We start from the raw sequence: 26138 nt of genomic DNA on the forward strand, positions 1-26138 counted from the left end.
CGCTGAGGGGAGGGGAGGGGAGGCTGGATCTGGACTGCTCGCACCAGGCGCCTGCGGCGCGGGCGTTACCGCTTCGGCCGCTGGGGAAGTGGCGTCGGGACCTGCGCCAAGAAGAGAGTTGAGGTAGTCCGACTGACGTTTGGACATCGTGCTTTCTCCAGACGCCTTAGACCGTCTCTGCGGCCAAAGAGACCGCAGGCTGGGCGGCGGGCCGACCCCAGCGACGGCGGATGAGCTGCTCGACCTGGGAGAGCGCTTCATCCAGGTTGGAGCGGCAGCGTTTGTGCGTCCTTGGCGTCCCGATCGGCTTTTCCAGCTCGTAGACCGTCATCATCCGTAGCGCGGCGTGACTGATTTCCGCGGACTCAAGGATGGGAACCGGCAGAAGAGCGGGGCCAAAGGCCTGATCCATGACGCGTTGGACCATGTCCTGGCTGGGGTCATTGGCGTTGAACTTGGAACAGATCAGCCGGCAGAAATCGTACTCGACGGTGATGCCCGCAGCGGTGAGCTGACCGATGACCTGGTCCATCATCGACAAGAACTGAACGGTTGAGCAGAAATCTGGCGTCGTCGCTGCGAGCGGGACCAAGAGCGCATTGGCCGCCTGCATGACCGCAAGCGAGATGGTGCCGAGCGCCGGCGGCGGATCCAGGAGGACCACATCGTAATCCTGGGCCAGTTCAAAGAGACCCTCGCGGAGCTTACGGAACCGTGAGGCAAGAACACCGCCTCCACCCGTTCCCGCTGCGGCGAGCTCATACTCGATGTCGAACATCTGCAGGTTTGAGGGAATAAGATCGACGTTTGGCCACACGGTCTTTTTGACCGCATAGGCCAGATCATCCTGGGTGGGCTCGATCGACAGATAGGGATAGAGCGTTTCGTCGCGTCGAATGGCGAAGTGAGGATTGAACCCAAAGAGCGTCGTGGTGGTCGCCTGACTATCGCAATCAACGACGAGCACACGATACCCAGCGACGGCCAGATAGTGGGCAAGGTGCGTCGTAACGGTCGACTTCCCAACACCACCCTTGAAGTTCTGCACCGTGATTATCGACGGGAGATCGTTGGGCCCGCGCCGCGGAGAGGCGCCGAGGACCTGTCGCATATTCAGAAGGGCTGGGATGTCGTAGCCGATCCGCCGACCGCTCCCGGATTCAGGCGGGGAGGGGAGGCGTCCATCCTGCTCGGCCATCCGGATTCGATTTGACGAGCAGCCCAGTAGCTCAGCAGCTTCTGCGATACCAATGCGGACCTCCAAGCTCTTAGTCTGTCCGGGCAAGAACGCTGTGCGGCGAAGCCGCTCAACCATCTGCTCGCCTGCGACGGCTAATTGGCCAATCCGATCCGCTTCCGTCACGATCGAACTCATCTCTCACCGCCCTCATTCTGAATCGCTAAGTGGGGTTCGCGTGCGCCAGTTTGAATGAAAATGGCGCAAGATAAAGCCAAAAACATTCATCTAATGGTATGGTTAACAGTTTCTGAACGGCTCGTTGAGCCTCCACGCCTTGGACTTGATGGGCGCTTCGAATGACGGGCGCGAGAGACGCCATCCTGCGGGCGGAGCAGGGCTTCTAGAGGGGGGATCGATATGCCGGGCTGAACCAAACCACGCCCAGACCCTAGTTGGGCGACGCCTCAAGGCGTCGCGGGTAGCTCGATATGCCCAGCATATACGGTTTGATCAGCCTTGATCGTACCGGCCTTTGTCGCGCGTGAGCGGCCCCTGTCCCTTATGGACAGCGTTGCGTGTTGCCGGAGGTTTGGGCGCTTAAGGCTTTAGCGGCGAGATCGAAGAGAGGGTTCCTGGCGTTTCGCCAGGCTTGGTTATAGGCGGCCTGGGAGATGGCGAGCCATCCGTCGCGACGAGCGATAGCGGGACAGGCGCCGGCCAGAGCAGCTTTGGCGGCAGGGGGGCGGGCTCGGTCTTCTTGAGCGTATACGGAGGCGGAGAGACCCGAAGGCCAGGAGACCGCCCCAACAGGACCTGAGTAGGCGTTGGCGCTGGCGAGGAGCGGGGAGAACCGCTGCTTTTGAGTAGCGGCGGGGAGGGGGGTCTTCTGGGTCAACCAGGCCGGACGCGCGATCTCCACCCCATGCAGGAAGGCGGTGTTGACGCCTTGCTGAGGGTTGAGGGGATCAGGCTGGATCAGGTTACCGACGACCGGGAAGGTGAACTGACTGGCGCACCAGGCCTTAGCCGTCAGCTGCACCGAACATGCCTTGACGTCGGTAGCGCCCGAGCATGCGGCGGTGATCCACTTGGCGGCCACTTCGGCGCTTGGATTGGCGAGGGTCACCCAACCGCTCAGACCCAGCCGCTGATAGGAGCACTCCTTGACCGGGATCCCCGGATAGAGGGGGTTGTCGAGGGTGGGTCTAGAGCAGTTAGCGCCTTGCTGGGGATCTTCGAAGTCGCGAGGCTTGGCCATCAGGCCCCTGAGCTGGACCAGAAGATCTTCATTGATCGCTTCAGTCCTGAGCGCCGGCTCGAGCTTGGCCCGCAGATCGCTCTGGCAATCGGCCGACCAGGCCTGATTGGCCACGGACAAGGCGGCCAAGGCGATCGTCGAGACGATGGCGGATCTGCTCATGGACTGACACTCACAACAGGCAGGGCGGAGGCTACTGGGGACCGTAGACGTTGAAGATCTGGTAGGACTGAGACGTGCCGCCGCGGCTGTCGGAGATGGTGTACCAGACGACGAAGGCCATGTAGTTGCTGCCCGGCGTACCGCTGCTCGACAGGAACGGGGCGTTGTAGATCAAGGTGTTTCCGCTTCGGCTGATAGAGCCGACGTTGCTGGGGCAGGTGCTGACGCCGTTGATCATGCCATAGGCGCAGTAAGTGCTGTCGATCGACTGGATCGTGAGAGTGTTGCCGTCCGGGTCGGTGTCGTTGCTGGTCGGGTCGACATAGGCCGTGGTGGACTGCCAGACCGGATCGGTTGTGCCAGGGTTAGCGGTAGGCGCAGAATTAGGCGGCGGCGGCGGCGGCGGAGGGTTGACGGTGACGACGACGTAGCTCTGGGCCGTGCCGCCGCGGCCATCGGAGATGGTGTAGTAGAAGGAGGCGTTGCCGCTCCATCCCACGGGTGGGATGTAAGAGATGTAGTTGTTGGGGTTGGTCCAGGTGCTGCCGTCCGAGGGGGCGGTGACGCTGACCAGGGTCAACGGATCGCCGTCGGGGTCGCTGTCATTGGTCCGCGGGTCGAAGTAGGCGTAGGTCTCACCCGAAGCGTTGACGCTGGCGGCGATGGTCGCGAAGTCGGGGCTGGCCGAAGGGCTTTGATTGGGCGGCGGCGACACGGTGATGTAGCCGGTGGCGGTGTTGCTTGTGCCGCAAGCGTTGGTGGCGTTGTAGGTGAAGCTGTCGGAACCAAAGTAGCCTGGGAACGGCGAGTAATACATCGTTGCGCCGATGGGCTCGACGCTACCATGCGAGGTGCCGGTGACGTAATTGACGCTGGTGGCGGCGCCGCCGCTCAGGTTTAGCGGTATGACATTGCTGGCGGAGTTATAGGGCACGGTCGCGCTGGATGCGCCCGCGACAGGAACCGTGCAGCTTTGAATGTTGAAGGTGATGTTGGCGGGAGCCGAAGTGCCGCCGGCGCTGGTGCCGGTGTAGGCGAATGTGTCCGAACCGGTTTGGCCGGGGTTGGGCGTGTAGGTCAGGGTCGTGCCGCTGAACGAAGCAACACCCTTGGCGGTGTTGGGCCCGTTGGGCAGGCTCATAGAGGTGACGCCGTTGGTGGCGGCGTAGCCGGCGAGATTGATGCTCGCGGCCTGTCCGGCCGTCGCACTTTGGCCGGTGACGTTGTTGACGACGGGCCTGACGTTGATGGTGGCCGTGGCGGCGGCGCTGGTGCCGCCGGCGTTGGTGGCGGTGTATTGCAGTTGGGTCTGACCGCTGTAGCCGTTGGCGGGCGTAAAGAGGATCGAGGTTCCGCTAACGCTTGCGACGCCGGCGCTGGAGGGCGGAGCCGAGGTGATGGCCAGGCTGGTGGGCGTGCCCCCCGAGATGCTGAGGCTGAGCGGATAGCTGGTCCCGCTGCCGGCGAAGTTGGCGGTGACTGACGTGGTCGAGGCCGAGGTCACAGGCGGTGAAACCGCCGCATTGATTGTGACGGTGATGGAACCGGTGGCGACGCCGCCTTTGCCGTCGGAGATGGCGTAGGCGAAGGTATCGGTCCCGCTGGCGCCGCTGAGGGCGGTGTAGGTGACGCAGGACGTGGCGGTGCGCAGGCAGTTGGCCGTGAAGCTCACCGAGCCCTTGCTGGTGTTCCATCCGCTGACATTGGTCAGGAAGAAGGCGTCGCTGTCGGCGTCGGTGTCATTGGTCAGCGGGTTGAAGGCAACAGCGTTGCCAGGCGTGACGCTGATCAGCGAGCCAGGCAGACCGTCAGCGTTGGCGACCGGCGCATTGTTCGTAGAAGTGGTGACGACCCGGGTGCGGTTCTGGGCGTTGTCGTAGGTGTAGGTGGTGGTCGAGCCGGGTCGGGCGACCGTCACCAATCTTCCGTGGACATCGTAGGTATAGTCGGTCTGCACCGACTGGGCTTGCCCCTCGACTGAGGTCGAAAGCGCGACCAACATAGCGGCAGCACTTGCCGCTCCCCTAAACCGCGCCATTCCTCATCGCCCCCGATCTCGAAATCGAAAGCAGCCTTACATTGAATTTTTAGCTTTGCAATATTGACGCGAGCGCCGCCCCGCAGCCATGCTCCACCCAAATAGCCGCGTTGTCGGGTGGGGACAATCCATGGTTTTTCAGGTCGGTCGCTTCGCGCAAGGGGTTATCCAGCTGGCGCGAAAGGGAGTGCTGCTTCTCGCGCTGATTTCTCTGGCCTCGCTTGGGATTGCATCGATTGCATGCGCGCAAAGCGCGCCAAAAGCCCCGAAGTATTCGCTTGTGGACGCCAATGGCGTGAACCTCATCGATGGCGACCTAGCCTACGACCAGATTGTAAACAGCATTGGTCCCGACGGCGCCGGTTCTCTGAGAGAGGTCCGGACTCTCTTGAAGGACGGCCGCAGCCGCTCATCCATGTTCTCGTTTGTCGAGCTTATGCCATACGGCGAAGCCGACACCTTGGACCTAGGCTTTCTGAACCAGCCGGGGGGCTTTAGCGCGCTCAAGGAGACAACCGTCACCTTTATGGGGCGCATGGAGAAGTTTGCGGGCGAACCTTTCACAGGCACCAGCGCCGCCGACGATGAACCGACGCCGAGCACCCTGGTCGATGACGGCGTGTCGATCGTTTACACGCTAAATGACGGCACGGTGGCGCGGTTCGAGCGGGTGGTGCTCGCGGGTCCCTACCCAATGCCCGTCTACGGCAAACTCCAAAGCGTGGCTTATCCCACGGGAGAAACGCTTACTTTCACCTATGGCGCCGGAACGGCATGGTTTCCCTCCTGGATCCGGGTGGAAAGTAGTCTCGGCTACGCTATGGCTGGACCGTACAACTTCAGCACGGGCGAATGGAGCGCGACAGCGGTAAACTTGATCGATGGCGCGTGCTCGAACGGGGCTTGCACTGGACCGACCTTCGCTTCGGCGCAAGCTCTCGGGAAATCGGCGACCAGCACTCTGCCTAGCGGCAATACAATCACGACCGCCGCGGGTGTCGTCAGGACCTATGGGTTTACCGGGACGACAGATGAACACGGCACGACGACGGTGCGTGTCGGTTCGGTCACCTATGCTGGTCAGACTTGGCAGTATAGTTACTCGATCGCCTATGATCCGCCGGATGCGCCTTGGGTGCTTGAAAGGAAACCCTACAAAAAGGATGGAATTCTTACCGTAACCGCAACCGACCCTCTCGGACGGACGCGAATTGTCAAGTCTCGCATGAGCACCCAGAAGGTGCTCAGCGACACCGACGCCTACGGCAAGACGACGAACTTCCAATACAATGGGGATGGCAACAAGCCGGGTAGCGGCAATCTCAACAGGATCACCTTCCCGGAAGGTAATAGCGTTTCGTGGACTATGGACGAACGTCAGAATGTCCTTGAGTTATGGAACAACCCTAAGCCGAATTCAGGGCTCAGCGCCACTGTCGTTCGGGCGCGATATCCTCTCCAATGCGTGAATCCCAAGACCTGCAATCAACCCGAATGGGTTGAAGACGCGCGTGGAAACCGCACTGACTTTACCTACGCCCCGACGCATGGAGGCCTTCTTACTGTGACTCGGCCAGCGGGGCCGAACGGCGTTCGCCCTCAGACCCGCTACGTCTACATGCAGGTCAGCGCGACCTACATCAAGGACGGCGCGGCCGTGTCGGGCGCTCCAGCCTGGCGTCTTCAGTCGACCTCATCCTGCCGTACGGGATCTAGCTGTGCGGGCACAGCTGATGAGTTGGTAACGGAGTATACCTACGAGAGCGGAACTAGCGTCAATCACAATGCGCGCCTGATCTCGGTAACGACGCGGGCCGGGAACGCCACGGCCAGCTCCGGCCCCTACTCAACGACGACCTACGCCTATAATGCCCGCGGTGACGTGATCGAGACCGATGGCCCGCTGGCCGGTAACGGGGATATTGTCCAGACTCGTTATGACGCCTCGCGCTGGGTGATTGGAACCGTAGGCCAGGCGGTGACGATCAGTAGCGCCACGAAGTATCGGGCTAGCAAGATCACCTATCGTGCCGACGGACAGGTGCAGCTGGTACAAACGGGGGTGGTGGCCGATCGCTCAGACGCAACGTTCGCCAACAGCTTCGTGACCCACAGCGCGGTGGCGACAGACTATGACAGCTACGGGCGCCCCGTAGCCCAGGAATCGAGAAACGCCAGCGGCACGGCTTACGCCTTGACCCAGACCAACTACGACAGCTTGGGCCGCGTCAACTGCGTCGCTCAGCGCATGGCCGCATTCACCAGCCGCCCGGCCGCTTGCTCGGTGAGCACGACGACCCCCGATCCGGATCGGATCACGCAGAACACGTACAACGACAACAATCAGCTTACCGCCATTCAGTCCGGCGTGGGTGTCGCCGCATTCTATGACCGCCGCATGACCTACACGGACAATGGCAAGATTGCGACTGACAAGGACGGGGCGGGTGCGGATGGCAACGTCACGACCTATACCTATGACGGTCTTGATCGCCTGAAACGGGTGACCTATCCGAGCACGGCGAAGGGCTCGGGAGGTTCCAACAGTCTCGACTTCGAGGAGTATGGTTATGACAGCGCCGGGAATATTACTTCGCGCAGGCTACGCGCCGATGGCTTGATCGTCAGTACGTACGACAATCTGGGGCGTCTGCGCACGCGGACCACGCCAAACGCGGATCTGCCAGGCGCCAGCTATACCTACACCTACGACAACTTCGGCAACCTGACTGCTGTCACTGACGGATCGCGCACCACTAGTCGCACGTATGACGCTCTCAGCCGGTTGTTGTGGGAGCAGGACGATACGCTGGGTACTGCCAGCCGGGTCAGCTACGAGTATGACGCGGCGGGCCGCCGCACCAAGCTCACCTGGCCTGACAACTTCTTCGTAACCTACGTCTATGACGACGCCGGGGCTCTGACAGCGGTGCGGCGCGCCGGTAGTACTTCGTCTGCCAACAAGATCGCCAGCTTTGCATATGACGCGCTTGGTCGTCGCACAGCTGTCAGTCGCGGCAACAACAAGGTCAGAACGTCCTACGCTTACAATCCGACAAACCTGTTGCTGCAGAGCATGACTCACACGCCTACGAGTGCGGGTGATGGCGTTCAGTTTAACTTCACCTACAACGCCGCTAGCCAGATTAAGCAGCGGACCATAAGCAACTCGACCTACGCTTGGAACGGGGCCTACGTCGTTGATCGGCCCTACGAGACGGATGGGTTGAACCGGGTTCTGGACGCTGGCACGTCGGGGCAGTCTGGCTACACGGTCTATGGCTACGATGGACGCGGCAATCTAGTCTGCGCGGCCACGGCCAATCCGGCCTGCACCAATCCGACGGTGCGATATACTTACGACAGCGAGAACAGGCTGCGCGGCACGACTGCCGGCGCGAGCCTTATTTATGATCCGATGGGGCGGCTGTTCACGTCGACGACGGTAGGCGGCACGACGACGCGTTACCTCTATGACGGGGTCCATGTGATTGGGGAGTACAACAACTCCAGCACGCTACAGCGTCGCTATGTATTCGGCGGTGGCGCAGACGAGGTGCTGGCGCGCTATACGGGGGCGGGTACGACGCCGGACTATCTCCTGGCCGACCATCAAGGGTCGATCATCGCCGCCGCCGATAGCAATGGGGCGGTGACCACCAAACTGACCTATGATGAGTATGGTGCGCCCGGGCCTGGAAACGTTGGTCTCTTCCAGTACACAGGTCAGGTCTACCTCTCAGACCTTTCGCTCTACCACTACAAGGCTCGCGCCTACTCACCCACCCTCGGAAGGTTCCTCCAAACCGACCCCATCGGATATGACGACGGGCTCAACTGGTATGCCTATGTGGGCAATGACCCACTAAATTTTTTCGACCCTTCGGGCGCGCAAAGGCTTACGCTGCCGGCAGTTGAAAATCTTGTTCTAGCCCGTAGTAGCCTTTACCGAAAAATGGATACCTCGTTGAATGATGGAAGGGCAGCGGTGCCCACGTCTTTCTTTAGCGCGGCTGCTAAGGTAACTGGCCTAGGCAATCTAGGCGGAGCAACTATTTCATCCGCAATTGCGGATTTTCCGTACGATATTAGATCGATGAGAATTCTCAATGATATTGGCTCAAGGCTATACAAATTCATGGCGTCAATGTGAAGCCGATTTGGTTTTTCGCATGGTTTATGTACGGTATCAGTATTTATATAACTTGGTTTGTAACGAGCGGATTTTTTATGACGTTGTTTCTGGAACGAAAATCTCGTAAGGGGGCGTGAGTTTCGCAGGGTTTGGAGTCTTCGACAACATTACTAAATGGCGGCTACAGCATATTATCGCCTAATATATCTTATCAGAAATATTATGTATTGCTTTCGCTCACTGAGCGTGCCGGTGGACTCCTCTTCCAACAATTTTTAGAGCTGCATGGCGTCGTCGAGTGGTAGCGTCGCCAACCAGGATGCCGCGTCGCGAAGTTCGCTCAGCTCAGTGGCCATCGGTTCGCCCAGTGTCCGGCCCAGCCGAGCATCTCGGGTGGCGCGCTGCTCAAGCCAAGATCGGGCCAGCAGCAATGCCCTGGGCGTCAGCGGCGGTGCCATCCAGGACCCTCCACCGACGAAGGTGGACACGAAGGTCAGGAAATCGATCGCGGCGATCGTCTTGTAGAAGTTGATCGGTCGACCGTAGTCAGCATCGTCGTAAGCGCCATGGGCGATGCCGTGTCGGTTGGTCTTGTCCGCCAGAGGGTAGCGGCTGGATCCAGCGTAGAGGTATCGGTCCAGGAAGGTGCCGAAGCTGTCCAGCATGCTGAGCACTTCGCCGACCGTTCCGAGCTTGCGGTCCTGGGCCTGCGACTTGCAGGCCTCGATCAAGCTGCCGAAGACGACCTTCAGATGACCGTCGCCCGACAGCCCGTTAAGGACCGCGAGCCGCCGCCCTGCTCCTTCGATCACCGGCACCAAACCGCCTACCGCGAGGTGATCGAGGCCCAGCACGTGCGCCTCGATCGCCTCCCCGATGGTGACGGCATAGTCTTGGATCACCGCTGCCTGCACGTAGCGCTCGGTCAGCATGGCCGCTAGGCTGATGGGCCGGTAGATTTGGATAAGCTCGGCCTCTAGTTGGCTCTGGCCAAAGCTGGCCGTCGCCCTGGCGGCTTTCACGACCTGGTCGAGCACGCCCATCTGGACAAACGGCGGGATGAACCAGCCGATATCCCCGAGGTCCTTGGCCCATTGGTCCAGGGCCGGAATATCATGCTGGGCAGTCTGGTGTTCCATGGCCGCAAGGTTGCGCTGAATGATCCCGATGTCGACCGGCCTAGTGCTTGCGGCCGGCGAGCAGCGATCCGTCCAGGCCCTAGGCGACGCCCGACTTGCGGACCTCTTCAATTTTTCCGCGTCGTTCAGGCGACAGCTTGGCCTGCCAGTCAGCGTCGCGCATGTCGAAGTACAACGACACCTGAACAGTGTGCCCGGTCTGTTGGATGTGGCGTTCGGCCCAGAGCCTGGCGCTGTGCCACGAGGTTTGATGGCAATACTTGCACTCGGGCTTTTGGGCCATCAGTTCCTCGCTACAGCGAAACGGCGCATCCGTTTGAAGGGGAGATACTTCAGCTAGACTCAGGACCCATTGATCCGAGGGGCGCGGTCTGATTCGGGCTCCTGAGGGGGTTGGATCGTGAGTGACCTGTATTGGCTGACGGACGAGCAAGATGACTCGGCTGGAGCCTTGTTTCCCCAAGAGCCACGGCAAGCCCCGGGTGGACGACCGCTGGGTGCTGAATCGAAGATCCCCGCCGCCGCGACGCGAACTTCGAAGTCGTGCTCGCCTTCATCGGCGGACCCAACGCCGACTTCATGCAAGAGGTCGAGCGCGGCAACGTCGAAGGCGCCAACTCGGGCCGCGCCGCGGACAGACTGCTCACCCGCCTTCTGGCCAACTCGCCCGATTGGCGCTCGGCCTTCGTACTGCTCGTCAAAGCGCTTCGCGGCCGCACGAGCCCTGGGTCATCTAAACGACTGGATCAAAGGCCACTTCCTGGTGGAATCCTTCATCGCGGGCCGACCGGCGCCCGATCCGGCCCCTCGGCGGAACCGGCGTCGGCGCAAAGGCGGGCCAGAGAATGAATCCGCCGAAGAACACCGCAAGGCCGATCAGGCCGATCTGGTTCGGCCCACGGCCATCGTCCAGTTCGCCGCGCGGAATGTCATCGCGCATGTTGCGGCGATAGCGACGGATCCGCTCGGGCGGCAGAGGGCGCACGATCTTCTGGGGAACGATGTCGGGGCGCATAGCCTACCCGACAAGGGCCGGTGATCATCGTCAGCGCAATGCCAGGGCTTCGTCCAGGCTGCGCGGACGGATGACGATGGTCCGCTGCTCCGCGTCGTGGTCCAGCGAGAACCAGTCGTTCTTTTCGTCCCGGTCGATGATCACGCGCTCCTGGCCGTCGATCTGGCGGACCTTGACGCGAAACCACTTCATCCGCGGCGGCAGCGCGATTGAGACGTCGCCGCCCCAGGCGATGCCGGCGCCCGCCAGGGCCAGGGGCTGTTCGCGATCGACGTCGCGATACTCGGTCCAGAGCACATCCTGATTGCGCCAGGCGCGCGCGTCGTAGCTCACGATTTTTCCCAGTACCTTCACGCACTCGCCGCCATTCTTCAGCTTGGCATTGTAGTAGAAGCCACTGAAGGCCACCTCGTGGGGGCCTTCGATGCTGGCCTGGCGGTTGGTCCCATGGACGGTTCCCTCGCGGATGCTGGCCGGATCGACCGACCAGCCGGGGGTCGCCGAGAAGCGGAACGGGCCATGGACGCGCTCGCCCTGGCAGTGCTCGTTCGAGGCTTCGATCCGGCCGTCGCGGGGTTGAGTCTCGCGCACTGTGGTGTCGTAGGCCCCCTCGATCGTGTAGGTGCCGAGCTTTGCAGGCGCGACCACCGTCGCCAGATGGTACTTCTTGATCTTCGCCGGGCGGAACAGGATCACGTCGAGGAAGCCGCGCGGAGCCGTGACCTCCAGGTCCGAGGTGACCGTGGTCGGCGCGTCCTTCGTCCGGAAAATCGCCGCCGCGCACTGGAAGGTGACTGCGGTCTCGGTCTGAGCGGCCAGGGCGCACTTCTGGTCGCCGATGCGCAGGATCGCCGGTCCCGAGCCCAGAAGGCTGCCCTCTGCGCGGATGCTGACCGCTCCCTCGCCCGCCTGGGTCACCAGATATTCCGGCCGCGCGCGCAGTACGCGCGGGCTGCGGTCGGCCAGCGGCAGGCGGGACACGCCGCCTTCCATCGTCTCGGCCACCTTCTGGACGCCCTGCAACGTGCCATCTGCCTGGCGCCGTGCGTTGACCAGCAGGTTGTTGCTGTCGACAAACAGCTGGCGCTCCTGCTTATTCAGCTGGCTGAGCAGCTTGCCCTGTTGGCGGATGGCGACGTCGTCGATCTCGGCGATCAGATAGGCCAGGTCCTGGCGGGCGCGGAACGAGCTGATCCCGAAGCTCTGCTCCAACTGCTGGATTACGGCCTTGGCGTTGTCCCGGATCGACTGGGCGGCCGCATCGACCGTCCCCGCGACCGCCATGCCGGCCATCGCCTCGCCATGGGGCTCACCTCAAGGTTTGTTCGCTAAACCTCGGTTAGAAGCACGAACCGGGAACACGATCTATGCGGCGCGGTAGAGCCGGTCAGCCGGATCGTTCAGCGGCCTGAACCCGCTTGCGTTTGCGGCGTCGGCCCAGAGGTAATCGCCCGTGAGGCCGACATGAGCCCAACTCATCGGCGACAGGTGCGCCAGAAGCTCGTCGGGAGCAGCCACATCCCGCTCGCGCAGATGCTCGACGGCCCGCTGCATATATAATGTGTTCCAAAGCGCGATGGCGGCGATCACCAAGTTGAGGCCCGAGGCGCGGTGCTCCTGGTTTTGCAGCGTGCGATCAGCGATGCGGCCTTGCTTGTGAACGAACACTGCCTGAGCCAACGCGTGGCGGGCCTCGCTTTTGTTGAGCCCGGCTTGGCAACGTCGGCGCAGTTCAGGGCTTTCCAACCAATCCAGGGTGAACAGCGTGCGCTCGATCCGGCCGACCTCGGCCAGGGCCATGTCCAAACGATTCTGGCGCTTGAACGCAGACAGCTTCTTGAGCATGACCGATGGAGCGACTGAGCCGGCCTTGATCGAGGCTGCGAGCCGGACGATGTCATCCCAGTTCTCCTCGATCACATCGACCCGGATAGGCCGGCCTAAAAGCGGCTCCAGAATCTTCTGGCGCGGCTTTGCGCCGATGATGGCCAGCCGTCGATCTTGCAGATCGCGAAGCCTCGGGACGAAGCGGTAGCCGAGCAGGTGGCATAGCGCGAAGACGTGGTCAGTCGCTCCGCCAGTATCGGTATAGTGCTCGCCGCCCCCGCGGCCGATCAGGCCATCGAGCACATAGGGCGCTTCCGATGAGGTGGCTGATAGCACGCGGGTGTTGAACGAGCCGTGCATATCCGACAGGTGGGTGTAGATTCGTAGGCCAGGCTCGGGCCCATACTTGGCGTTCACCTCGCCTGCGCCGCCCCGCCGTCGACCGGATCGGAAGAATTGGCCGTCGGACGACGAGGCTTGGCCATCGCCCCAATGTCGCGCGAACGGTTGGGCGTGATGAACCTCAATAATCCTGGCCAGCGCGGCCTTGTAGTTCTCCTCGCTCAGATACCAGCTCTGGGTCCAGGCGAGCTGAGCGTAGGTGACGCCCTGGCTGGCGTTGGCCATGCGCTCAAGGCCCAGATTGGTGGCGTCGGCCAGGACGGCGGCGAGGATGCAGTTGGAATTATCGTGGACCTTCCCGGACCGTAGCTCGCGGAACATCGAGGAGAAGCCTGTCAAGACGTCGACTTCTCGCAGCAGTTCAGTGATCCGGACGCGCGGCAGTAGCGCGTCGATCGCCCGGTCCAGAGAGCGGGCCTCGTCTGGCGCATTGGCCTTGACGGGCGTGACCGACAGCTCCTGGCCCTTCAGCGTCACCCCGATCAGGTCATTTCTGGTCAACCGCCTGGCGAACACGGCCAGCCGCTGATCCAGGAAGCCGGCCCGCTCAGCCAGATAACTTCTCAGTTCGACGTTTACGGCCAGCGCCTTGGCTTCGGCGGCGACTTCGTCCTTGGGCAGCAGATAGTCAGCAAATCGTTTGTAGGAGCGCGAGCCCTCGATCCAGACATCGCCGGATCGAAGGCGATCACGCAGCGTCGCTGTAACGGCCGTCTCATAGAAGCGTCGGTTGATCGGTCCTCCGGCCGGCTTGACCAAGGCCTTCCATTGTTTGGATGCGAACGGCAGCGGGGCGTCACTGGGAAGCTCCCGCCGGCCGGACTGGTTGAGGTCACGCAGGATCTCCAGCGCCTTGAGCAAGGGCGCGCCGCCGGTTCCGGCCCTGAACTGCATGTGCTCCAGGAACGTTGGAGCAAACCGGCGCAGCGCCCCGTAGCGATCTGCGGCGCTGACCAGGGGATCTTCGATGGCGAGAGCCGCCAGGGCGTCGATCTTGGGCCGGACCGCGAGAACCTTCCACCAGCCCACCTGGGCGTCGATGCGATCGAGCACGTCACCGCCATCCATCCTGGCCTGGTCGATTGCGCCAATCACACCACTGAACAAGCGCATGAGCTGGCTGATCTCGCGGCTGCTGGCCTGGTACTTGCGCTCGCGGCCTCGCCGCCCCTTGGCGAACAGCGAGCCGACCATCTTGTCGAACATGTCCGTGGCGGCGTCGCTGAGGCGACTTTCCAGAAAGATCAGTTGCGCCACTACGGTCGCGCGGCGGCGGCCGACGCTGTAGCCGCTGAGCAGGAAGGCCGGTGCGACGGAACCTTCACGCACATATTGCTCGAAGCGGCGCTCGTGGATGGATTGGGCGATCACCGGATCGATACCCATCTCACGAATGTAAGCCAAGCGCTCGGTGACGGCCGCCATGTTCGCAGCGCTGGGGGATTCTGGAATTTCACGCAGCCAGGCCAGAGGCGACTTGCGCAAAGCCGGATCGCTGATCAGTAGGCGGTCGACAGCCTCCAACTGCGAAAGCGTGAGCGGCGCCAGGAGGTCCTCTGCGGCTTTGCGCCGGGCCTGGGAGCGACCGGCCAAACCGACACGCTCCAGGGTATCTGGAGACGGCAACACAATCCGGCGCCCGCGCAGGTCTGCGATCAGGGCTTCAATGATCGGCCCGCCCTTGTCCGTCGCCCCGGCCGCCGCGGCAGCGATTGACACGGCCTGACGAAGATCGTCGCGAACGAATGTGCGCAATCCTAGCCGACTGTAGAGCTGACCGGTGTGGTCGAGACGAGTCTGGGGCCGTTTGGAATAGTCGCTTAAGGCCGATGGCGACACATGGAGCTGTGCAGCCAGGAACCGCGTGACGACCAAGGGCACGGCTTCACCATATCGCCATCCAAATCCTGGATGTCGGAGCAGCGCCAGCTGCAGCGCAATACCGAGCTTGTTGGCGGGACCCTTGCGGATGTCGATCCACCGCAGGTCTTCGGGCGACAGCGTATAGTATCGCGCCACTTCCCGATCAGTGACCGGAGGTTCGAACAGCCTTCGCCGTTCGTCACCCGTGAGCAAGCTTCGCCGCGCCATCGGAATGTCTCCGCCGCTTCTGCGGCGGCTCAGAATTCACGAAATGAGAGACGCTGACCAGCCTCAACGAAAACAGCGGCTTGCGTGTCTCGAATTATAGTCTCAGAAATAGGCGCATGATTTGCGGATATGCACGGGTTTCGACCGACGGTCAGAGCGTCGCCGCGCAGGTCGCCGAACTGACGGCCGCCGGCTGCGAGAAGGTGTTCAGCGAGACCGCGTCCGGCGCCAAGACCGATCGCACCCAGCTCAAGAAAGCCATCGCCTCGCTCGCCGCCGGCGACGTGCTGGTGGTCACTCGACTGGATCGACTGGCGCGATCGACCCGCGACCTGCTCAACGTCCTCGCGGCGCTCGCCGAGAAAGACGCGAAGTTCCGCTCAATTCGAGACACCTGGGCCGACACCACCACCCCGCATGGCCGGTTGATGCTGACGGTGCTCGGCGGCCTGGCCGAGTTCGAGCGCGAGTTGATCCGTTCGCGCACCAGCGAAGGCCGCGAACGCGCCAAGGCCCGCGGTGTGAAGCTTGGCCGCCGTCACAGCCTGACCGTGGCGCAACGCGCTTTCGTTGCCCAGCAACGGGCCAATGGCGAGAGCGTGCGCCATCTGGCCCGGGTTCTGGGCGTCAGCAAAGCGACCATCGGGCGCATCCCGCCGGCTGAAATATGAAGGGCGGGCCGATCTGCCGGCTTGGCCGTCGCGAGCGTGGCGACAATCAGGTTTCCGTCGTGAGGGCCAGCGCCTCGATCACCCTGCAGTCGGCGGCCCGCCCGTCGCAGGTGGCCGCCACCATCCGCCGCAGCTCGTCGCGCAGCGTCTCCAACTGGGCGATCTTGGCCTCGACGTCTTCGAGCTGATGGACGGCCAAGGCGTTGGCTTCGCCGCAGGGGCGCTCGGGATTGTCGGAGAGGTCCAGCAGGTTGCGGATGGCCTCGACCGAGAAGCCGAGCTGGCGCGCGTGACGGATGAAGGCCAGGCGCCGGACGGCGGTGGCGTCATAGACCCGCCGATCATTGGCGGCGCGGATCGGCGCCGGCAGCAGCCCGATCTGCTCGTAGAAGCGAATGGTCGGGACCTTGACGTCGGAGGCCGTGGCCAGCTGGCCGATCGATAGGGTCATGGAATTTTCCTCGCCTTAGGCAAATAGGCCCTTGATCCTCTAGTGGCTAGAGGATGCATGGATGACGCCATGAGCGACTCTTGTTCCAGCAAGCCGGCCGTCTTGGGCTGCGGTTGCGGCGCCGAGGTGAAGTTCGACGGCGCCACCCCGGCCTATCGCCGCGCCCTGGCCTGGGTGATCGCGATCAACCTGCTCGGCTTCGTCGTGGTGCTGATCGGCGGCCTGATCGAGGGTTCGGCGTCCCTGTCGGCCAACGCCCTGGACTTCCTGGCCGACAGCGCCACCTACGCCATCAGCCTGTGGGCCATCGGACGCTCGGTGACCATCCGCACCGGCGCGGCCCTGTTCAAGGGCGTCAGCCTCGGCGCGGTGGCTCTGTCCGTCGTCGGCTTCGCCGCCTGGCGAGCCTGGAGCGGCGCGGCGCCGTCGGGCGAGGCGATCTCGGCGCTCGGTCTGTTCGGCGCCCTGGCCAACCTCGTCGCGGCCGCCCTGCTGGTTCGCTATCGCGACGGCGACGCCAACGTCCGGTCGGTCTGGCTCTGCACCCGCAACGACCTGATCCAATGCCTGGCCGTCGCCGCCACGGGGGTCATGGTCTGGCTGACCGGCTCGCGCTGGCCCGATCTCATCGTCGGCGTGCTGCTGGCCGGCGTCTTCTTGAGCTCGGCCTATCAGATCATTCGCCAAGCCCGCGCCGAACACCGCGCCGACGCCACCCCCGCCTGACATGCTCAAGCTCTTGCCAAACACGCCGCTTCGCGCTCATGGATTGATAATGATTACTGGTCTCAAGGGGCGTCTGGCCTCGATCCTTGGCGCGCTGCTGTCGGTCCTGATCCTGGCGGCGGCGCCCATGGCCCACGCCCAGGAGGCGTCCTCGTCCCAGACGGCCTGGCGGCTGCTCGACTATCTCTCGGTCGACTACGCCGGCGCCGTGAAGGACGGCAAGGTGGTCAGTCCTTCCGAATATGCCGAGATGAACGAGTTCGCCGGTCAGGTGCGCGACCGCATCGCCGGCCTGCCGGCCACCAAGGCCCAGCCTCAATTGCTGGCCCAGGCCGAAAGCTTGCAGGCGACCATCGCCGCCAGGCAGGAGCCGGCCGTGGTCTCGGCCAAGGCCCACGCCTTGGCCAACGCGCTGCTGGTCGCCTATCCCACGCCGCTGGCCCCCCGGCGGGCGCCGGACCTGGCGCGGGGCGCGGCCCTCTACGCGGAGAACTGCGCGGCCTGCCACGGCGAGACCGGCAAGGCGGACGGGCCCAACGCGGCGGGCCTGGATCCGCCGCCGATCGCCTTCGCCGACGCCGAGCGCGCCCGCCAGCGCAGCGTCTTCGGGCTCTATCAGGTGATTCAGCAGGGCCTCGACGGCACCGCCATGGCCAGCTACGCCCACCTGCCCTCCGACGACCGCTGGGACCTGGCCTTCTATGTCGGGCGCTTCGCCTTCAGCGACGCCGAAGCCGCCCAAGGCGAGAAACTGTGGAACGAGGACGCCGCCGTGCGGGCCCGCTTCCCGGACCTTCAGACCCTGACCCAGACCACGCCCGCCGCCCTGGCCTCGGCCATCGGCGAGACCAAGGCGCGGGCCCTGACGGCCTATCTGCGCCGCCATCCGGAGGTCGTCACCCGGACCGGCGGCGGCTCGCTGGACGTGGCGCGCCAGAAGCTCGCCGCCAGTCTCAAGGCCTATGAGGCGGGAGATCGCAAGGGCGCGGCGGACCTGGCGCTGGCGGCCTATCTTGACGGCTTCGAGCCGGTCGAGCCGTCGCTGGGCGCGCGCGACCCGGCGCTGATGCGCCGGATCGAAGGGGCGATGGGCGACGTGCGCGGCGCGATCGGCAAGGCCGCGCCCGCCAGCGAGGTCAGGAGCCAGATCGAACGGCTCGACGCCCTGTTCGCCGCGGCCGGCCGGGCTCTGGCGCCGGAAAAGGCCAGCAGCCTGTCGAGCTTCGCCGGCGCCTTCACCATCCTGCTGCGCGAGGGCTTGGAGGCCCTGTTGATCGTGGTCGCCATGATCGCCTTCCTGCGCAAGGCCGAGCGGACCGACGTCCTGCCTTACGTCCACGGCGGCTGGATCGCGGCCCTGGCGGCCGGCGGCCTGACCTGGGCGGCGGCGACCTTCTTCATCTCGATCAGCGGCGCCAGCCGCGAACTGACCGAGGGCTTCGGTTCGATCATCGCCGCCGTGGTGCTGATCTCGGTGGGCCTATGGATGCACGGCAAGGCCCAGGCCGACGCCTGGCAGGTCTATATCCGCGAGAAGCTGTCCCACGCCCTGTCCAAGCAGTCGGCCTGGTTCCTGTTCCTGCTGGCCTTCATCGTCGTCTATCGCGAGGTCTTCGAGACCATCCTGTTCCTGACGGCCCTCTGGACCCAGGGCGGGGCCGGGGCGGTGCTGGCCGGGGTGGGTTGCGCGATCGTCGTGCTGGCCGCCATCGCCTGGGTCATGCTGCGCTTCTCCAAGCGCCTGCCGATCGGCCAGTTCTTCGAGTACAGCGCCATCCTGATGGCGATCCTGGCGGTCGTCCTGGCCGGCAAGGGCGTGGCCGCGCTGCAGGAGGCGGGGATGCTCGACTTGCATCCGCTGGCCCTGCCGCGCATCGAACTGCTGGGCTTGTTCCCGACAATCGAGGGAGTGTCGGCTCAGGTCCTGACGCTCGTCGTCCTCGTGAGCGGGTTCTGGTGGTCGCGGCGTGCCGCCACGGGCGCCAAGGCCGGCGCCTCGGCGTGATCTTGTTCCGCAGCCCCAGCCATAGGGATTTGTGACTATATAACGCGTTCCCGCGCTGCCATGCGCACGCTATAGGACGAGCATGACGAGGTTGAGGACATGGCTAAGGCAGGTGGGAGGCGTGGTCTGCGCTTGCCTGATGCTAGCCATCGTCGTGGCTCCGAACGTCGACGCCGCGATCTGCGGCGCTGAATCTACCGTGACGACGATCGACCAATCGGCCGTGGCTCAACATGCCGTCGAAGACGACTCGCAAGACCGTCATCAAAGCGATGGCGGCGAGGCCTGTGTTCACGGCCATTGCCATCATGGGTCGCCGGTCATCGGCGTCGAGACAGCGCAAATCAGCACGCTGCGCGTGATGGCCAGTCGAGTCGCGCCGCACAGCCCGGGCATACCGTCGTCGCCCTGGCCGGACCGCATCAAAGAGCCCCCTCGCGCCTGACCCCGGCCGCGCCGACGCGCGTGTTCGCCCCTGTCAGATCGCAAGTAGGGACATTTCATGTCATCGCTCTCTGCCCGACCCGCCGTTCTCGGTGCGGTCGCGGTTTTCGCGAGCCTCGGCGCGCCCTTGTGCGCGGCCGCCGCTCCAATCACCCTGGCCGCCGCTCTAGAGCGGGCCCAGGCCCAATCGCCGCTGATAACCTCGGCCCAGGCCGCGCTCGCCGCCGCCCAGGGTCGGGCGCGTCAGGCCGGCTTCTCGCCCAACCCGGAAGCCAGCCTGGAAAGCGAGAATATCGCCGGCTCCGGTCCCTATGAGGGGTTTTCCGGCGCCGAGACGACGTTCTCGATCGGCAAGCGCCTTGAGCTGGGCGGCAAGCGCCGAACCCGGGCCGCGGCCGCCCAGGCCGAGGTCGAGGCCGCCGTCGTTCGTGTCGCCATCGCTCGGGCCGACCTCATCCAGGAGGTGAAGACGCAGTATGCCGAGGCGCTGGAGGCCGATGCTAGGGTCGCCTTGGCCAAGGAAGCCGCCGAACGCGCCGAAGATCTGGCCCGTGTCGCCACGACGCTGGTCGAGGCAGGTCGCGAACCGCCGCTACGCGCCCTGCGGGCTCGCACGGCCAGCGACGAAGCCGACGCCGCCGTGCTCGCGGCTGAGGCTCAGGCCGCCGCCGCCCGACGCGCCCTGACCAGTCTCTGGGCCGATCCCGACCCGGCGATCGAGTTGGTCGAACCGCCGACCGGGCCGGCGCCGTCGGCGGTGATCGACCCGACCGCTTCCCTGGACGTTCGGCTGGCCCAGGCCGAGCGGGAAGCCGCGCAAGCGGCAATCGACCGCGAACGCGCGGCCGGCAAGCCCGACCTGACGATTCAGGCTGGTGTCCGGCGCTTCGAGCAGACGGGCGATCAGGCCCTGGTCGTCGGCTTTACCGCGCCCATTCCGATCCGGGATCGCAACCAGGGCAATGTCGCCGCCGCTCGCGCCGACGCCACGGCGGCCGAGGCGCGCGAGCGCCTCGTTCTGGCCCGGTCCGTCCGCGCGGTTCGCGACGCGCAAGCCTCCCTGCGGGCCGCCGCAGCTCGCCTGGAGGTGCTGCAAAGCCGCACCGTGCCCCAGGCGCAGCAGGCCGTGGACCTCGCCCGTCAGGGCTTCCAGGCCGGCAAGTTCTCGCTGCTCGATGTCCTGGACGCCCAGGCCGCACTGTCGGCTTCCCGCAATGACCTGATCGCCGCGCGCCTTGAGCGCGCCAAGGCGCTGGCCGCGCTCGAACGCGCCGCCGCGCAATAGGACCTCCACATGCCCAGACCCACTGACAAAAAGACTCTGCTGGCCGCCGTGGCGATCAGCAGCCTGCTGGCCGCCGGCGTCGGCGCCGTGATCGGACGCTCGCTTCTTGCGCCCAAGGCCGAGGCGCCTGCCGCCGCCGCCAACGAGGAGGAGCACAAGGAAGGCGAAGCCGGTCATAAGGAAGGTGAAGCCGAGGCCGGACACGAGGAAGAAGAAGGCCATATCGAGATGAACGCCGAGCGGCTGGCCGCTTCGGGCATTCGTCTGGAAACCCTCGCCGCCGGCGATCTGAGAGCTAGCATCCTGGCGCAGGCCACGGTGATCGCCTCGCCCGACGGCGCGGCCACCCTGGCCGCTCGCGCCGACGGAGCCGTGGTGCGGATCAACAAGCGTCTTGGCGACCCGGTGCGCGCCGGCGAAGCCTTGGCCTCGATCGAAAGCCGCGACGCGGCGGCCATCAGCGCCGAACGCGCCGCCGCCGCCGCCAAGGCCACCGCCGCTCGCCAGGCCTATGCGCGCGAGAAGCGCCTGTTTGACGCCAAGATCACCGCCCGTCAGGATCTCGAAGCGGCCCAGGCGGAGGTCGCCATCGCCGAGGCCGAGCTGCGGCGCGCCTCCAGCGCCGGCCTCGCCGCCGGCGTCAGCGCCAACGGTCGCTTCGTGACCGTCTCCAGTCCGATTTCCGGCCGCATTACCGCGGCCCCGGCCGTGCTGGGATCCTATGTGACGGCCGGTACCGAACTCTTCCGCATCGCCGATCCGCGCAAGATCGAGGTCCAGGCGGCTCTGCCATCGTCCGACGCCGCCCGCATCGCCGCTGGCGATGGCGCCATGATCGAAACCGCCCAGGGCACGATCCCTGCCGTGGTCCGGTCGATCACGCCCGGCGTTGACGTCGAAAGCCGGGCCGCCACGGCGATCCTCACCCTCGCGCAAGGTCAGGCCGGCCTCGTGCCGGGCCAGGCCCTGCGGGTGCGGATCACGCCGCGCGGCGCGGCTTCGGGCGATCGGTTCTCCGTACCCGAGGAGTCGGTGCAGTCGGTCGAAGGCGCCGACACTGTCTTTATTCGCGGCAAGGACGGGTTCACGGCGCGGCCGGTGAAGATCGGCCGGCGAGGCGGCGGCCGGGTGGAAATTCTCTCAGGCGTCACGGCCGGAGAACAGATCGCCGGCCAGGGCGCATTCCTTCTGAAGGCCGAGCTTGGCAAGGGGGAGGCCGAGCATGGGCACTAGGCGCGCAACGATGCGAAACCTCGCGATCCCCGCCAACGCTTGCGCTTGTCTCGCCATCTTGGCGATCATGACGACGCCAGCGCTGGCCCAGGGCCGGGCAAGGCCCCAACCCGCCTTCGAGCTCGCGAGCCAGGGCCATCTGAAGGTGCTCACCGCGACGGCGTGGAACGACGTCGATGGCCTGAGCGTGTCTGGATTGGTGCGTCGAGCTCCCCTCTGGAAAGCCGGCGTGCAGGGGCGCCTCGACGTCGAAGCCTATGATGCGGCCGGCGCCCGGTTGGGCGCCTCTTCGGTCGTCTGGCGCGGTTCACTAGGCGGGGGCGGGCACAATCACCCGGCGCGCTATCAGGCCCACTTCCCGGGCCTAAGCGCGGGCCAGGTGGCCCGTGTCACCGTTCGCTATAGTCCCGTCGCCCATGCGGCCGAGCCTTCGGAGGCCGCGCGATGATCGGCAGGATTCTCGATTTCTCGGTCCGCGCCCGCTGGGCGATCATCGGCGTTGTCGCCCTGATCGCGGCCCTGGGTGTCTACAACCTGGTGCGGCTGCCGATCGACGCGGTGCCCGACATCACCAACAAGCAGGTGCAGATCAACACCGTCGTCCCGGCTCTGGCCCCGGCCGAGGTCGAAAAGCTCGTCACCTTCCCGGTGGAGACGGCGATGGCCGGCATTCCAGGGCTGGAAAGCACGCGCTCGATCTCGCGCAACGGTTTTAGCCAGGTCACCATCGTCTTCAAGGAAAACACCGACCTCTATTTCGCGCGCCAGCAGGTCTCCGAACGGCTGACCAGCGTGGGCCAAACCCTTCCCGACGGCGCGCAACCGGCCATGGGCCCGATCTCCTCGGGCCTGGGCGAGGTCTTGATGTGGACGGTCGCCTACGACCACCCCGGCGGGCGCGGCGCCAAGGTCCAGGACGGCGCGCCGGGCTGGCAATCGGACGGCGCCTATCTGACACCGGCGGGCGAGCGCCTGACCGACGCCGTCGCCCAGGCGGCCTATCTGCGCGAAGTGCAGGACTGGATCGTCCGGCCGCAGATGCGAGGCGTGGCCGGGGTGGCCGGCGTCGACTCCATCGGCGGCTATGAAAAGCAGTTCGCCGTCCAGGCCGACCCCGCGCGCATGGCCTCCTACGGCGTGTCGTTCAGCGAGCTGGGCAAGGCCCTGGAGGCGGCCAACCTCGCCGTCGGCGCCAATTTCTTGGAGCGGGGCGGCGAGGCCTATCTGGTTCGCGCCGACGCGCGGGTGCGCAATATCGACGAGATCGCCAACGCCACGGTCGCCAGCCGCGAAGGCGTCTCGATCCGGGTGCGCGACGTGGCCAATGTCCAAGTCGGCGGCGGACTTCGGACCGGCGCGGCTTCGGAGAACGGCGAGGAGGTCGTGGTCGGCACCGTCCTGATGCTGACCGGCGAGAACAGCCGCACCGTCGCCGGCGCCTCGGCCGAGCGATTGGCCGAGATCATCAAGAGCCTGCCGCCCGGTATCAAGGTGCAGGTGGTCTATGACCGCTCCAAGCTCGTCAACGCCACCATCAAGACTGTCGAGAAGAACTTGGTCGAAGGCGCGCTGCTGGTCATCGTGGTGCTCTTCCTGCTGCTGGGTAATTTCCGGGCGGCGCTGATCACCGCCCTGGTGATCCCTCTCTCGATGCTGATGACCGCCATCGGCATGAACCGGCTGGGGGTGTCGGGCAATCTGATGAGCCTGGGCGCCCTGGACTTTGGCCTGATCGTCGATGGCGCGGTGATCATCGTCGAAAACAGCCTGCGCCGCCTGGCCGAACGCCAGCACCGCGAGGGTCGTTTGCTGACCTTGTCGGAGCGGCTTCAGGAAACCCGCGAGGCGGCGCGCGAGATGATCTCGCCGACCGTCTACGGTCAGGCGATCATCCTGCTGGTCTACGCCCCGCTGCTGACCTTCACCGGCGTCGAGGGCAAGACCTTCTCGCCGATGGCCATCACCGTGATGCTGGCCCTGGCTGCAGCCTTCGTGCTGTCGCTGACCTTCATCCCGGCAATGATCGCCTTGGTGATCCGCGGCAAGGTCGCCGAAAAGGAAGTGGCCGTGGTCCGCTGGACCAAGGTTCGCTACGAGCCGCTACTGCGCAAGGCCGTAGCCCGGCCCTGGCCCGTGATCGGCGCGGCGGTCGGCATGTTCTTGGTGGCCATGGTCACCTTCTCGTTCCTGGGGCGGGAGTTCACGCCGCAGCTCGACGAGAAGGACCTGGCCGTCCAAGCGCTGCGGATCCCTTCGACCTCGCTGGAGCAGTCGCTTCGCATGCAGCGGCAGATCGAGCGGACCATCGCCACCTTCCCGGAGGTGCAGTTCGTCTACTCCAAAACCGGCACCGCCGAGGTCGCCAGCGATCCGATGCCGCCCAATGCGTCCGACAGCTTCATCATTCTCAAGCCGCAGGACGAATGGCCCAACAAGAAGGAGACGAAAGCTGAGCTCGTCACCCGCATGGAGAAGAAGCTCGAAGGCCTGACGGGCAACGTCTACGAGTTCAGCCAGCCCATCCAGATGCGGTTCAACGAACTGATCGCCGGTGTGCGCGGCGATGTGGCGATCAAGGTCTATGGCGATGACTTGGACGCCATGACCGCCAGCGCCGGCCAGATCGCCAAGGCGTTGCAAAGCGTCAAGGGCGCGGCCGACGTCAAGGTCGAGCAGACCTCGGGGTTCCCGACCCTGGACGTCTCGCTCGATCGCGACGCCATCGGTCGCCTGGGCCTGACGGTTGAGGAGGTCGCCGACACCCTGGCGGTGGCCATGGGCGGGCGCGAGTCCGGCCTGGTCTTCCAGGGCGACCGGCGCTTCGACATCGTCGTGCGGCTTCCTGACGCCACTCGCAACGATCTGGACGCGGTCGGAGCGCTACCCGTGATGCTGCCCGAAAGGGCAGGGGGCGGCGCGCGCCTTTCGGTCCCGCTGCGCGACGTCGCCCGCTTCTCCTATTCGGAGGGCCTCAACCAGGTCAGCCGTGAGAACGGCAAGCGCCGCGTCGTCGTCCAGGCCAATGTTCGGGGCAATGATCTCGGCTCGTTTGTCGCCGACGCCCAGGCCAAGGTCGACGCCCAAGTCAAGCTGCCGGCCGGGTCGTGGATAGAGTGGAGCGGGCAGTTCGAGAACCTCAAGGCGGCGCAATCGCGGCTCGCCCTGGTCGTCCCGCTCTGCTTCCTGCTGATCTTCGCCTTGCTCTACATGGCGCTGGGGGGCTTCGCGCCCGCTGTCGCCGTGTTCTCGGCCATTCCCCTGGCCCTGGCCGGCGGGGTATTCGCCCTGGCGCTACGCGGCATCCCGTTCTCGGTCTCGGCCGCCGTCGGGTTCATCGCCCTGTCCGGCGTGGCCGTGCTCAACGGCCTGGTGATGATGACTGCCATCCGCCAGCGCTTGGCAGCTGGGTTTGAGTTGGAGAAGGCGATCATCGACGGGGCCATGGAGCGGCTCCGGCCGGTGATGATGACGGGTCTGGTGGCCTCGCTTGGCTTTGTGCCCATGGCGCTTGCCACCGAGACCGGGGCGGAGGTCCAGCGCCCGCTGGCCACCGTGGTCATCGGCGGCCTGATCACCGCCACGGCCCTGACCCTGTTCGTCCTGCCGGCCATCTGCCGGTTCGTGCTGCGCAAGACCGCCAAGGACCTGCGCGAGCCTTCGCCGGAAACTCAGGAGCAAGGAGCCTAAGATGACCCCGGGCCAAGCACTGCTGCTACGCATCTATACCGATGAGAACGCCATGATCGGCGATCATCGCTTCTTCGACGTCCTGGTCGAACGCGCCCGGTCGATGGGTCTGGCCGGCGCCACCGTCCTGCGCGGGCTGCGGGGCTATGGCGCCTCCAGCACCCTGCATGGCGGCAAGGCCTTCGACCTGGCGCCCAACCTGCCGGTCGTCGTCGAGATCGTCGATGTCGAGACCTCGTTGCGGGCATTTATCGCCACGCTGCAGCCTGAGGACGAGGTCGGGCTGGTGACCTTGGAGAAGATCGACGTGGTCCGCTACGGCGGTCATCGCCACCACTACTAGGCCAGGGGCGGCGCGCCGGCCTGGACCGGCGCGCCGTTGTTGATCA

General features: G+C 64.9%; 19 protein-coding genes and 1 pseudogene. 11 read left to right on the forward strand and 9 right to left on the reverse strand.

Features of this window, described 5'->3' with window-relative positions:
* Window positions 1–166: 166 nt before the first annotated feature.
* From OVA11_RS19470 to OVA11_RS19480, 3 genes are all read right to left on the reverse strand, one after another.
* Window positions 167–1375, reverse strand: coding sequence for an AAA family ATPase (locus OVA11_RS19470; RefSeq protein ID WP_268069038.1), 1209 nt, complete (start codon window positions 1373–1375; stop codon window positions 167–169).
* A 364-nt stretch (window positions 1376–1739) separates the two neighbouring features.
* A complete protein-coding gene (locus OVA11_RS19475; RefSeq protein WP_268069039.1) occupies window positions 1740–2600 on the reverse strand; it encodes a hypothetical protein in 861 nt (286 codons plus the stop codon).
* Window positions 2601–2631: 31 nt separating this feature from the next.
* The gene (locus tag OVA11_RS19480) at window positions 2632–4602 is read right to left on the reverse strand and encodes an Ig-like domain-containing protein (protein WP_268069040.1); all 1971 of its coding nucleotides are present in this window, start codon (window positions 4600–4602) and stop codon (window positions 2632–2634) included.
* Between the two features lie 166 nt (window positions 4603–4768).
* Between OVA11_RS19480 and OVA11_RS19485 the strand changes: the two genes are divergently transcribed.
* Window positions 4769–8791 (forward strand): RHS repeat domain-containing protein, encoded by a 4023-nt coding sequence (locus OVA11_RS19485; RefSeq protein ID WP_268069042.1) that lies wholly within the window; start codon window positions 4769–4771, stop codon window positions 8789–8791.
* A gap of 257 nt (window positions 8792–9048) precedes the next feature.
* Here the strand turns inward: OVA11_RS19485 and OVA11_RS19490 are convergent, their stop codons facing one another.
* On the reverse strand, window positions 9049–9912 hold the full coding sequence (locus OVA11_RS19490; RefSeq protein ID WP_268069044.1) for a hypothetical protein: 864 nt from the start codon (window positions 9910–9912) through the stop codon (window positions 9049–9051).
* A gap of 79 nt (window positions 9913–9991) precedes the next feature.
* Entirely contained in the window at window positions 9992–10195 is a 204-nt protein-coding gene (locus OVA11_RS19495) for a hypothetical protein (protein WP_268069046.1), read from the reverse strand.
* Between the two features lie 117 nt (window positions 10196–10312).
* On the opposite strand from OVA11_RS19495, the pseudogene OVA11_RS19500 reads away from it, so the two are divergent.
* Window positions 10313–10418 (forward strand): annotated as a pseudogene (locus OVA11_RS19500) (IS5/IS1182 family transposase); the annotation flags it as partial.
* A gap of 227 nt (window positions 10419–10645) precedes the next feature.
* Here the strand turns inward: OVA11_RS19500 and OVA11_RS19505 are convergent.
* The 3 genes from OVA11_RS19505 to OVA11_RS19515 all read right to left on the reverse strand — a co-directional run bounded on the left by OVA11_RS19505 (window position 10646) and on the right by OVA11_RS19515 (window position 15247).
* Complete coding sequence (locus OVA11_RS19505; protein ID WP_268069048.1) at window positions 10646–10927, reverse strand: hypothetical protein; 282 nt, start codon at window positions 10925–10927, stop codon at window positions 10646–10648.
* Window positions 10928–10957: 30 nt separating this feature from the next.
* The gene (locus OVA11_RS19510) at window positions 10958–12211 is read right to left on the reverse strand and encodes a hypothetical protein (RefSeq protein WP_268069050.1); all 1254 of its coding nucleotides are present in this window, start codon (window positions 12209–12211) and stop codon (window positions 10958–10960) included.
* Window positions 12212–12292: 81 nt separating this feature from the next.
* The gene (locus OVA11_RS19515) at window positions 12293–15247 is read right to left on the reverse strand and encodes a Tn3 family transposase (RefSeq protein WP_268069052.1); all 2955 of its coding nucleotides are present in this window, start codon (window positions 15245–15247) and stop codon (window positions 12293–12295) included.
* A gap of 116 nt (window positions 15248–15363) precedes the next feature.
* On the opposite strand from OVA11_RS19515, the gene OVA11_RS19520 reads away from it, so the two are divergent.
* Complete coding sequence (locus tag OVA11_RS19520; protein ID WP_268069054.1) at window positions 15364–15918, forward strand: recombinase family protein; 555 nt, start codon at window positions 15364–15366, stop codon at window positions 15916–15918.
* Window positions 15919–15964: 46 nt separating this feature from the next.
* On the opposite strand, the gene OVA11_RS19525 is transcribed toward OVA11_RS19520, so the two are convergent.
* The gene (locus tag OVA11_RS19525; protein ID WP_268069056.1) at window positions 15965–16369 is read right to left on the reverse strand and encodes a MerR family transcriptional regulator; all 405 of its coding nucleotides are present in this window, start codon (window positions 16367–16369) and stop codon (window positions 15965–15967) included.
* Between the two features lie 69 nt (window positions 16370–16438).
* Here OVA11_RS19525 and OVA11_RS19530 point away from each other — a divergent pair, with 69 nt between their 5' ends.
* The 8 genes from OVA11_RS19530 (at window position 16439) to OVA11_RS19565 (ending at window position 26092) form a co-directional block, all read left to right on the forward strand.
* Entirely contained in the window at window positions 16439–17095 is a 657-nt protein-coding gene (locus OVA11_RS19530; RefSeq protein WP_268069058.1) for a cation transporter, read from the forward strand.
* A 49-nt stretch (window positions 17096–17144) separates the two neighbouring features.
* Window positions 17145–19100, forward strand: a complete 1956-nt coding sequence (locus tag OVA11_RS19535; RefSeq protein ID WP_268069060.1) for a cytochrome c/FTR1 family iron permease — start codon at window positions 17145–17147, stop codon at window positions 19098–19100.
* Window positions 19101–19239: 139 nt separating this feature from the next.
* Complete coding sequence (locus OVA11_RS19540) at window positions 19240–19545, forward strand: hypothetical protein (RefSeq protein ID WP_268069061.1); 306 nt, start codon at window positions 19240–19242, stop codon at window positions 19543–19545.
* A gap of 57 nt (window positions 19546–19602) precedes the next feature.
* Window positions 19603–20829 carry a TolC family protein gene (locus tag OVA11_RS19545; RefSeq protein ID WP_268069062.1) on the forward strand — a complete coding sequence of 409 codons (1227 nt, stop codon included), beginning with the start codon at window positions 19603–19605 and terminating at the stop codon, window positions 20827–20829.
* Between the two features lie 9 nt (window positions 20830–20838).
* A complete protein-coding gene (locus OVA11_RS19550) occupies window positions 20839–22062 on the forward strand; it encodes an efflux RND transporter periplasmic adaptor subunit (RefSeq protein ID WP_268069063.1) in 1224 nt (407 codons plus the stop codon).
* 67 nt (window positions 22063–22129) lie between these two features.
* Window positions 22130–22510, forward strand: coding sequence for a hypothetical protein (locus tag OVA11_RS19555; protein WP_268069064.1), 381 nt, complete (start codon window positions 22130–22132; stop codon window positions 22508–22510).
* On the forward strand, window positions 22507–25749 hold the full coding sequence (locus OVA11_RS19560) for an efflux RND transporter permease subunit (RefSeq protein WP_268069066.1): 3243 nt from the start codon (window positions 22507–22509) through the stop codon (window positions 25747–25749). The genes OVA11_RS19555 and OVA11_RS19560 overlap by 4 nt, the downstream gene beginning before the upstream one ends.
* A 1-nt stretch (window position 25750) precedes the next feature.
* Complete coding sequence (locus tag OVA11_RS19565; protein ID WP_268069067.1) at window positions 25751–26092, forward strand: DUF190 domain-containing protein; 342 nt, start codon at window positions 25751–25753, stop codon at window positions 26090–26092.
* The last annotated feature ends 46 nt before the right edge of the window (window positions 26093–26138 follow it).

It is taken from the genome of Caulobacter sp. SL161, assembly GCF_026672375.1.
In the GTDB taxonomy this organism is placed as follows: Bacteria; Pseudomonadota; Alphaproteobacteria; order Caulobacterales; family Caulobacteraceae; genus Caulobacter.

Coding starts and splice junctions, on each gene's coding strand:
- OVA11_RS19550 (WP_268069063.1), top strand. CDS start 20,839: ATGCCCAGACCCACTGACAAAAAGACTCTGCTGGCCGCCGTGGCGATC.
- OVA11_RS19495 (WP_268069046.1), bottom strand. CDS start 10,195: ATGGCCCAAAAGCCCGAGTGCAAGTATTGCCATCAAACCTCGTGGCAC.
- OVA11_RS19565 (WP_268069067.1), top strand. CDS start 25,751: ATGACCCCGGGCCAAGCACTGCTGCTACGCATCTATACCGATGAGAAC.
- OVA11_RS19515 (WP_268069052.1), bottom strand. CDS start 15,247: ATGGCGCGGCGAAGCTTGCTCACGGGTGACGAACGGCGAAGGCTGTTC.
- OVA11_RS19505 (WP_268069048.1), bottom strand. CDS start 10,927: ATGCGCCCCGACATCGTTCCCCAGAAGATCGTGCGCCCTCTGCCGCCC.
- OVA11_RS19520 (WP_268069054.1), top strand. CDS start 15,364: ATGATTTGCGGATATGCACGGGTTTCGACCGACGGTCAGAGCGTCGCC.
- OVA11_RS19510 (WP_268069050.1), bottom strand. CDS start 12,211: ATGGCGGTCGCGGGGACGGTCGATGCGGCCGCCCAGTCGATCCGGGAC.
- OVA11_RS19470 (WP_268069038.1), bottom strand. CDS start 1,375: ATGAGTTCGATCGTGACGGAAGCGGATCGGATTGGCCAATTAGCCGTC.
- OVA11_RS19545 (WP_268069062.1), top strand. CDS start 19,603: ATGTCATCGCTCTCTGCCCGACCCGCCGTTCTCGGTGCGGTCGCGGTT.
- OVA11_RS19555 (WP_268069064.1), top strand. CDS start 22,130: ATGACGACGCCAGCGCTGGCCCAGGGCCGGGCAAGGCCCCAACCCGCC.
- OVA11_RS19530 (WP_268069058.1), top strand. CDS start 16,439: ATGAGCGACTCTTGTTCCAGCAAGCCGGCCGTCTTGGGCTGCGGTTGC.
- OVA11_RS19535 (WP_268069060.1), top strand. CDS start 17,145: ATGATTACTGGTCTCAAGGGGCGTCTGGCCTCGATCCTTGGCGCGCTG.
- OVA11_RS19485 (WP_268069042.1), top strand. CDS start 4,769: ATGGTTTTTCAGGTCGGTCGCTTCGCGCAAGGGGTTATCCAGCTGGCG.
- OVA11_RS19475 (WP_268069039.1), bottom strand. CDS start 2,600: ATGAGCAGATCCGCCATCGTCTCGACGATCGCCTTGGCCGCCTTGTCC.
- OVA11_RS19480 (WP_268069040.1), bottom strand. CDS start 4,602: ATGTTGGTCGCGCTTTCGACCTCAGTCGAGGGGCAAGCCCAGTCGGTG.
- OVA11_RS19525 (WP_268069056.1), bottom strand. CDS start 16,369: ATGACCCTATCGATCGGCCAGCTGGCCACGGCCTCCGACGTCAAGGTC.
- OVA11_RS19540 (WP_268069061.1), top strand. CDS start 19,240: ATGCTAGCCATCGTCGTGGCTCCGAACGTCGACGCCGCGATCTGCGGC.
- OVA11_RS19560 (WP_268069066.1), top strand. CDS start 22,507: ATGATCGGCAGGATTCTCGATTTCTCGGTCCGCGCCCGCTGGGCGATC.
- OVA11_RS19490 (WP_268069044.1), bottom strand. CDS start 9,912: ATGGAACACCAGACTGCCCAGCATGATATTCCGGCCCTGGACCAATGG.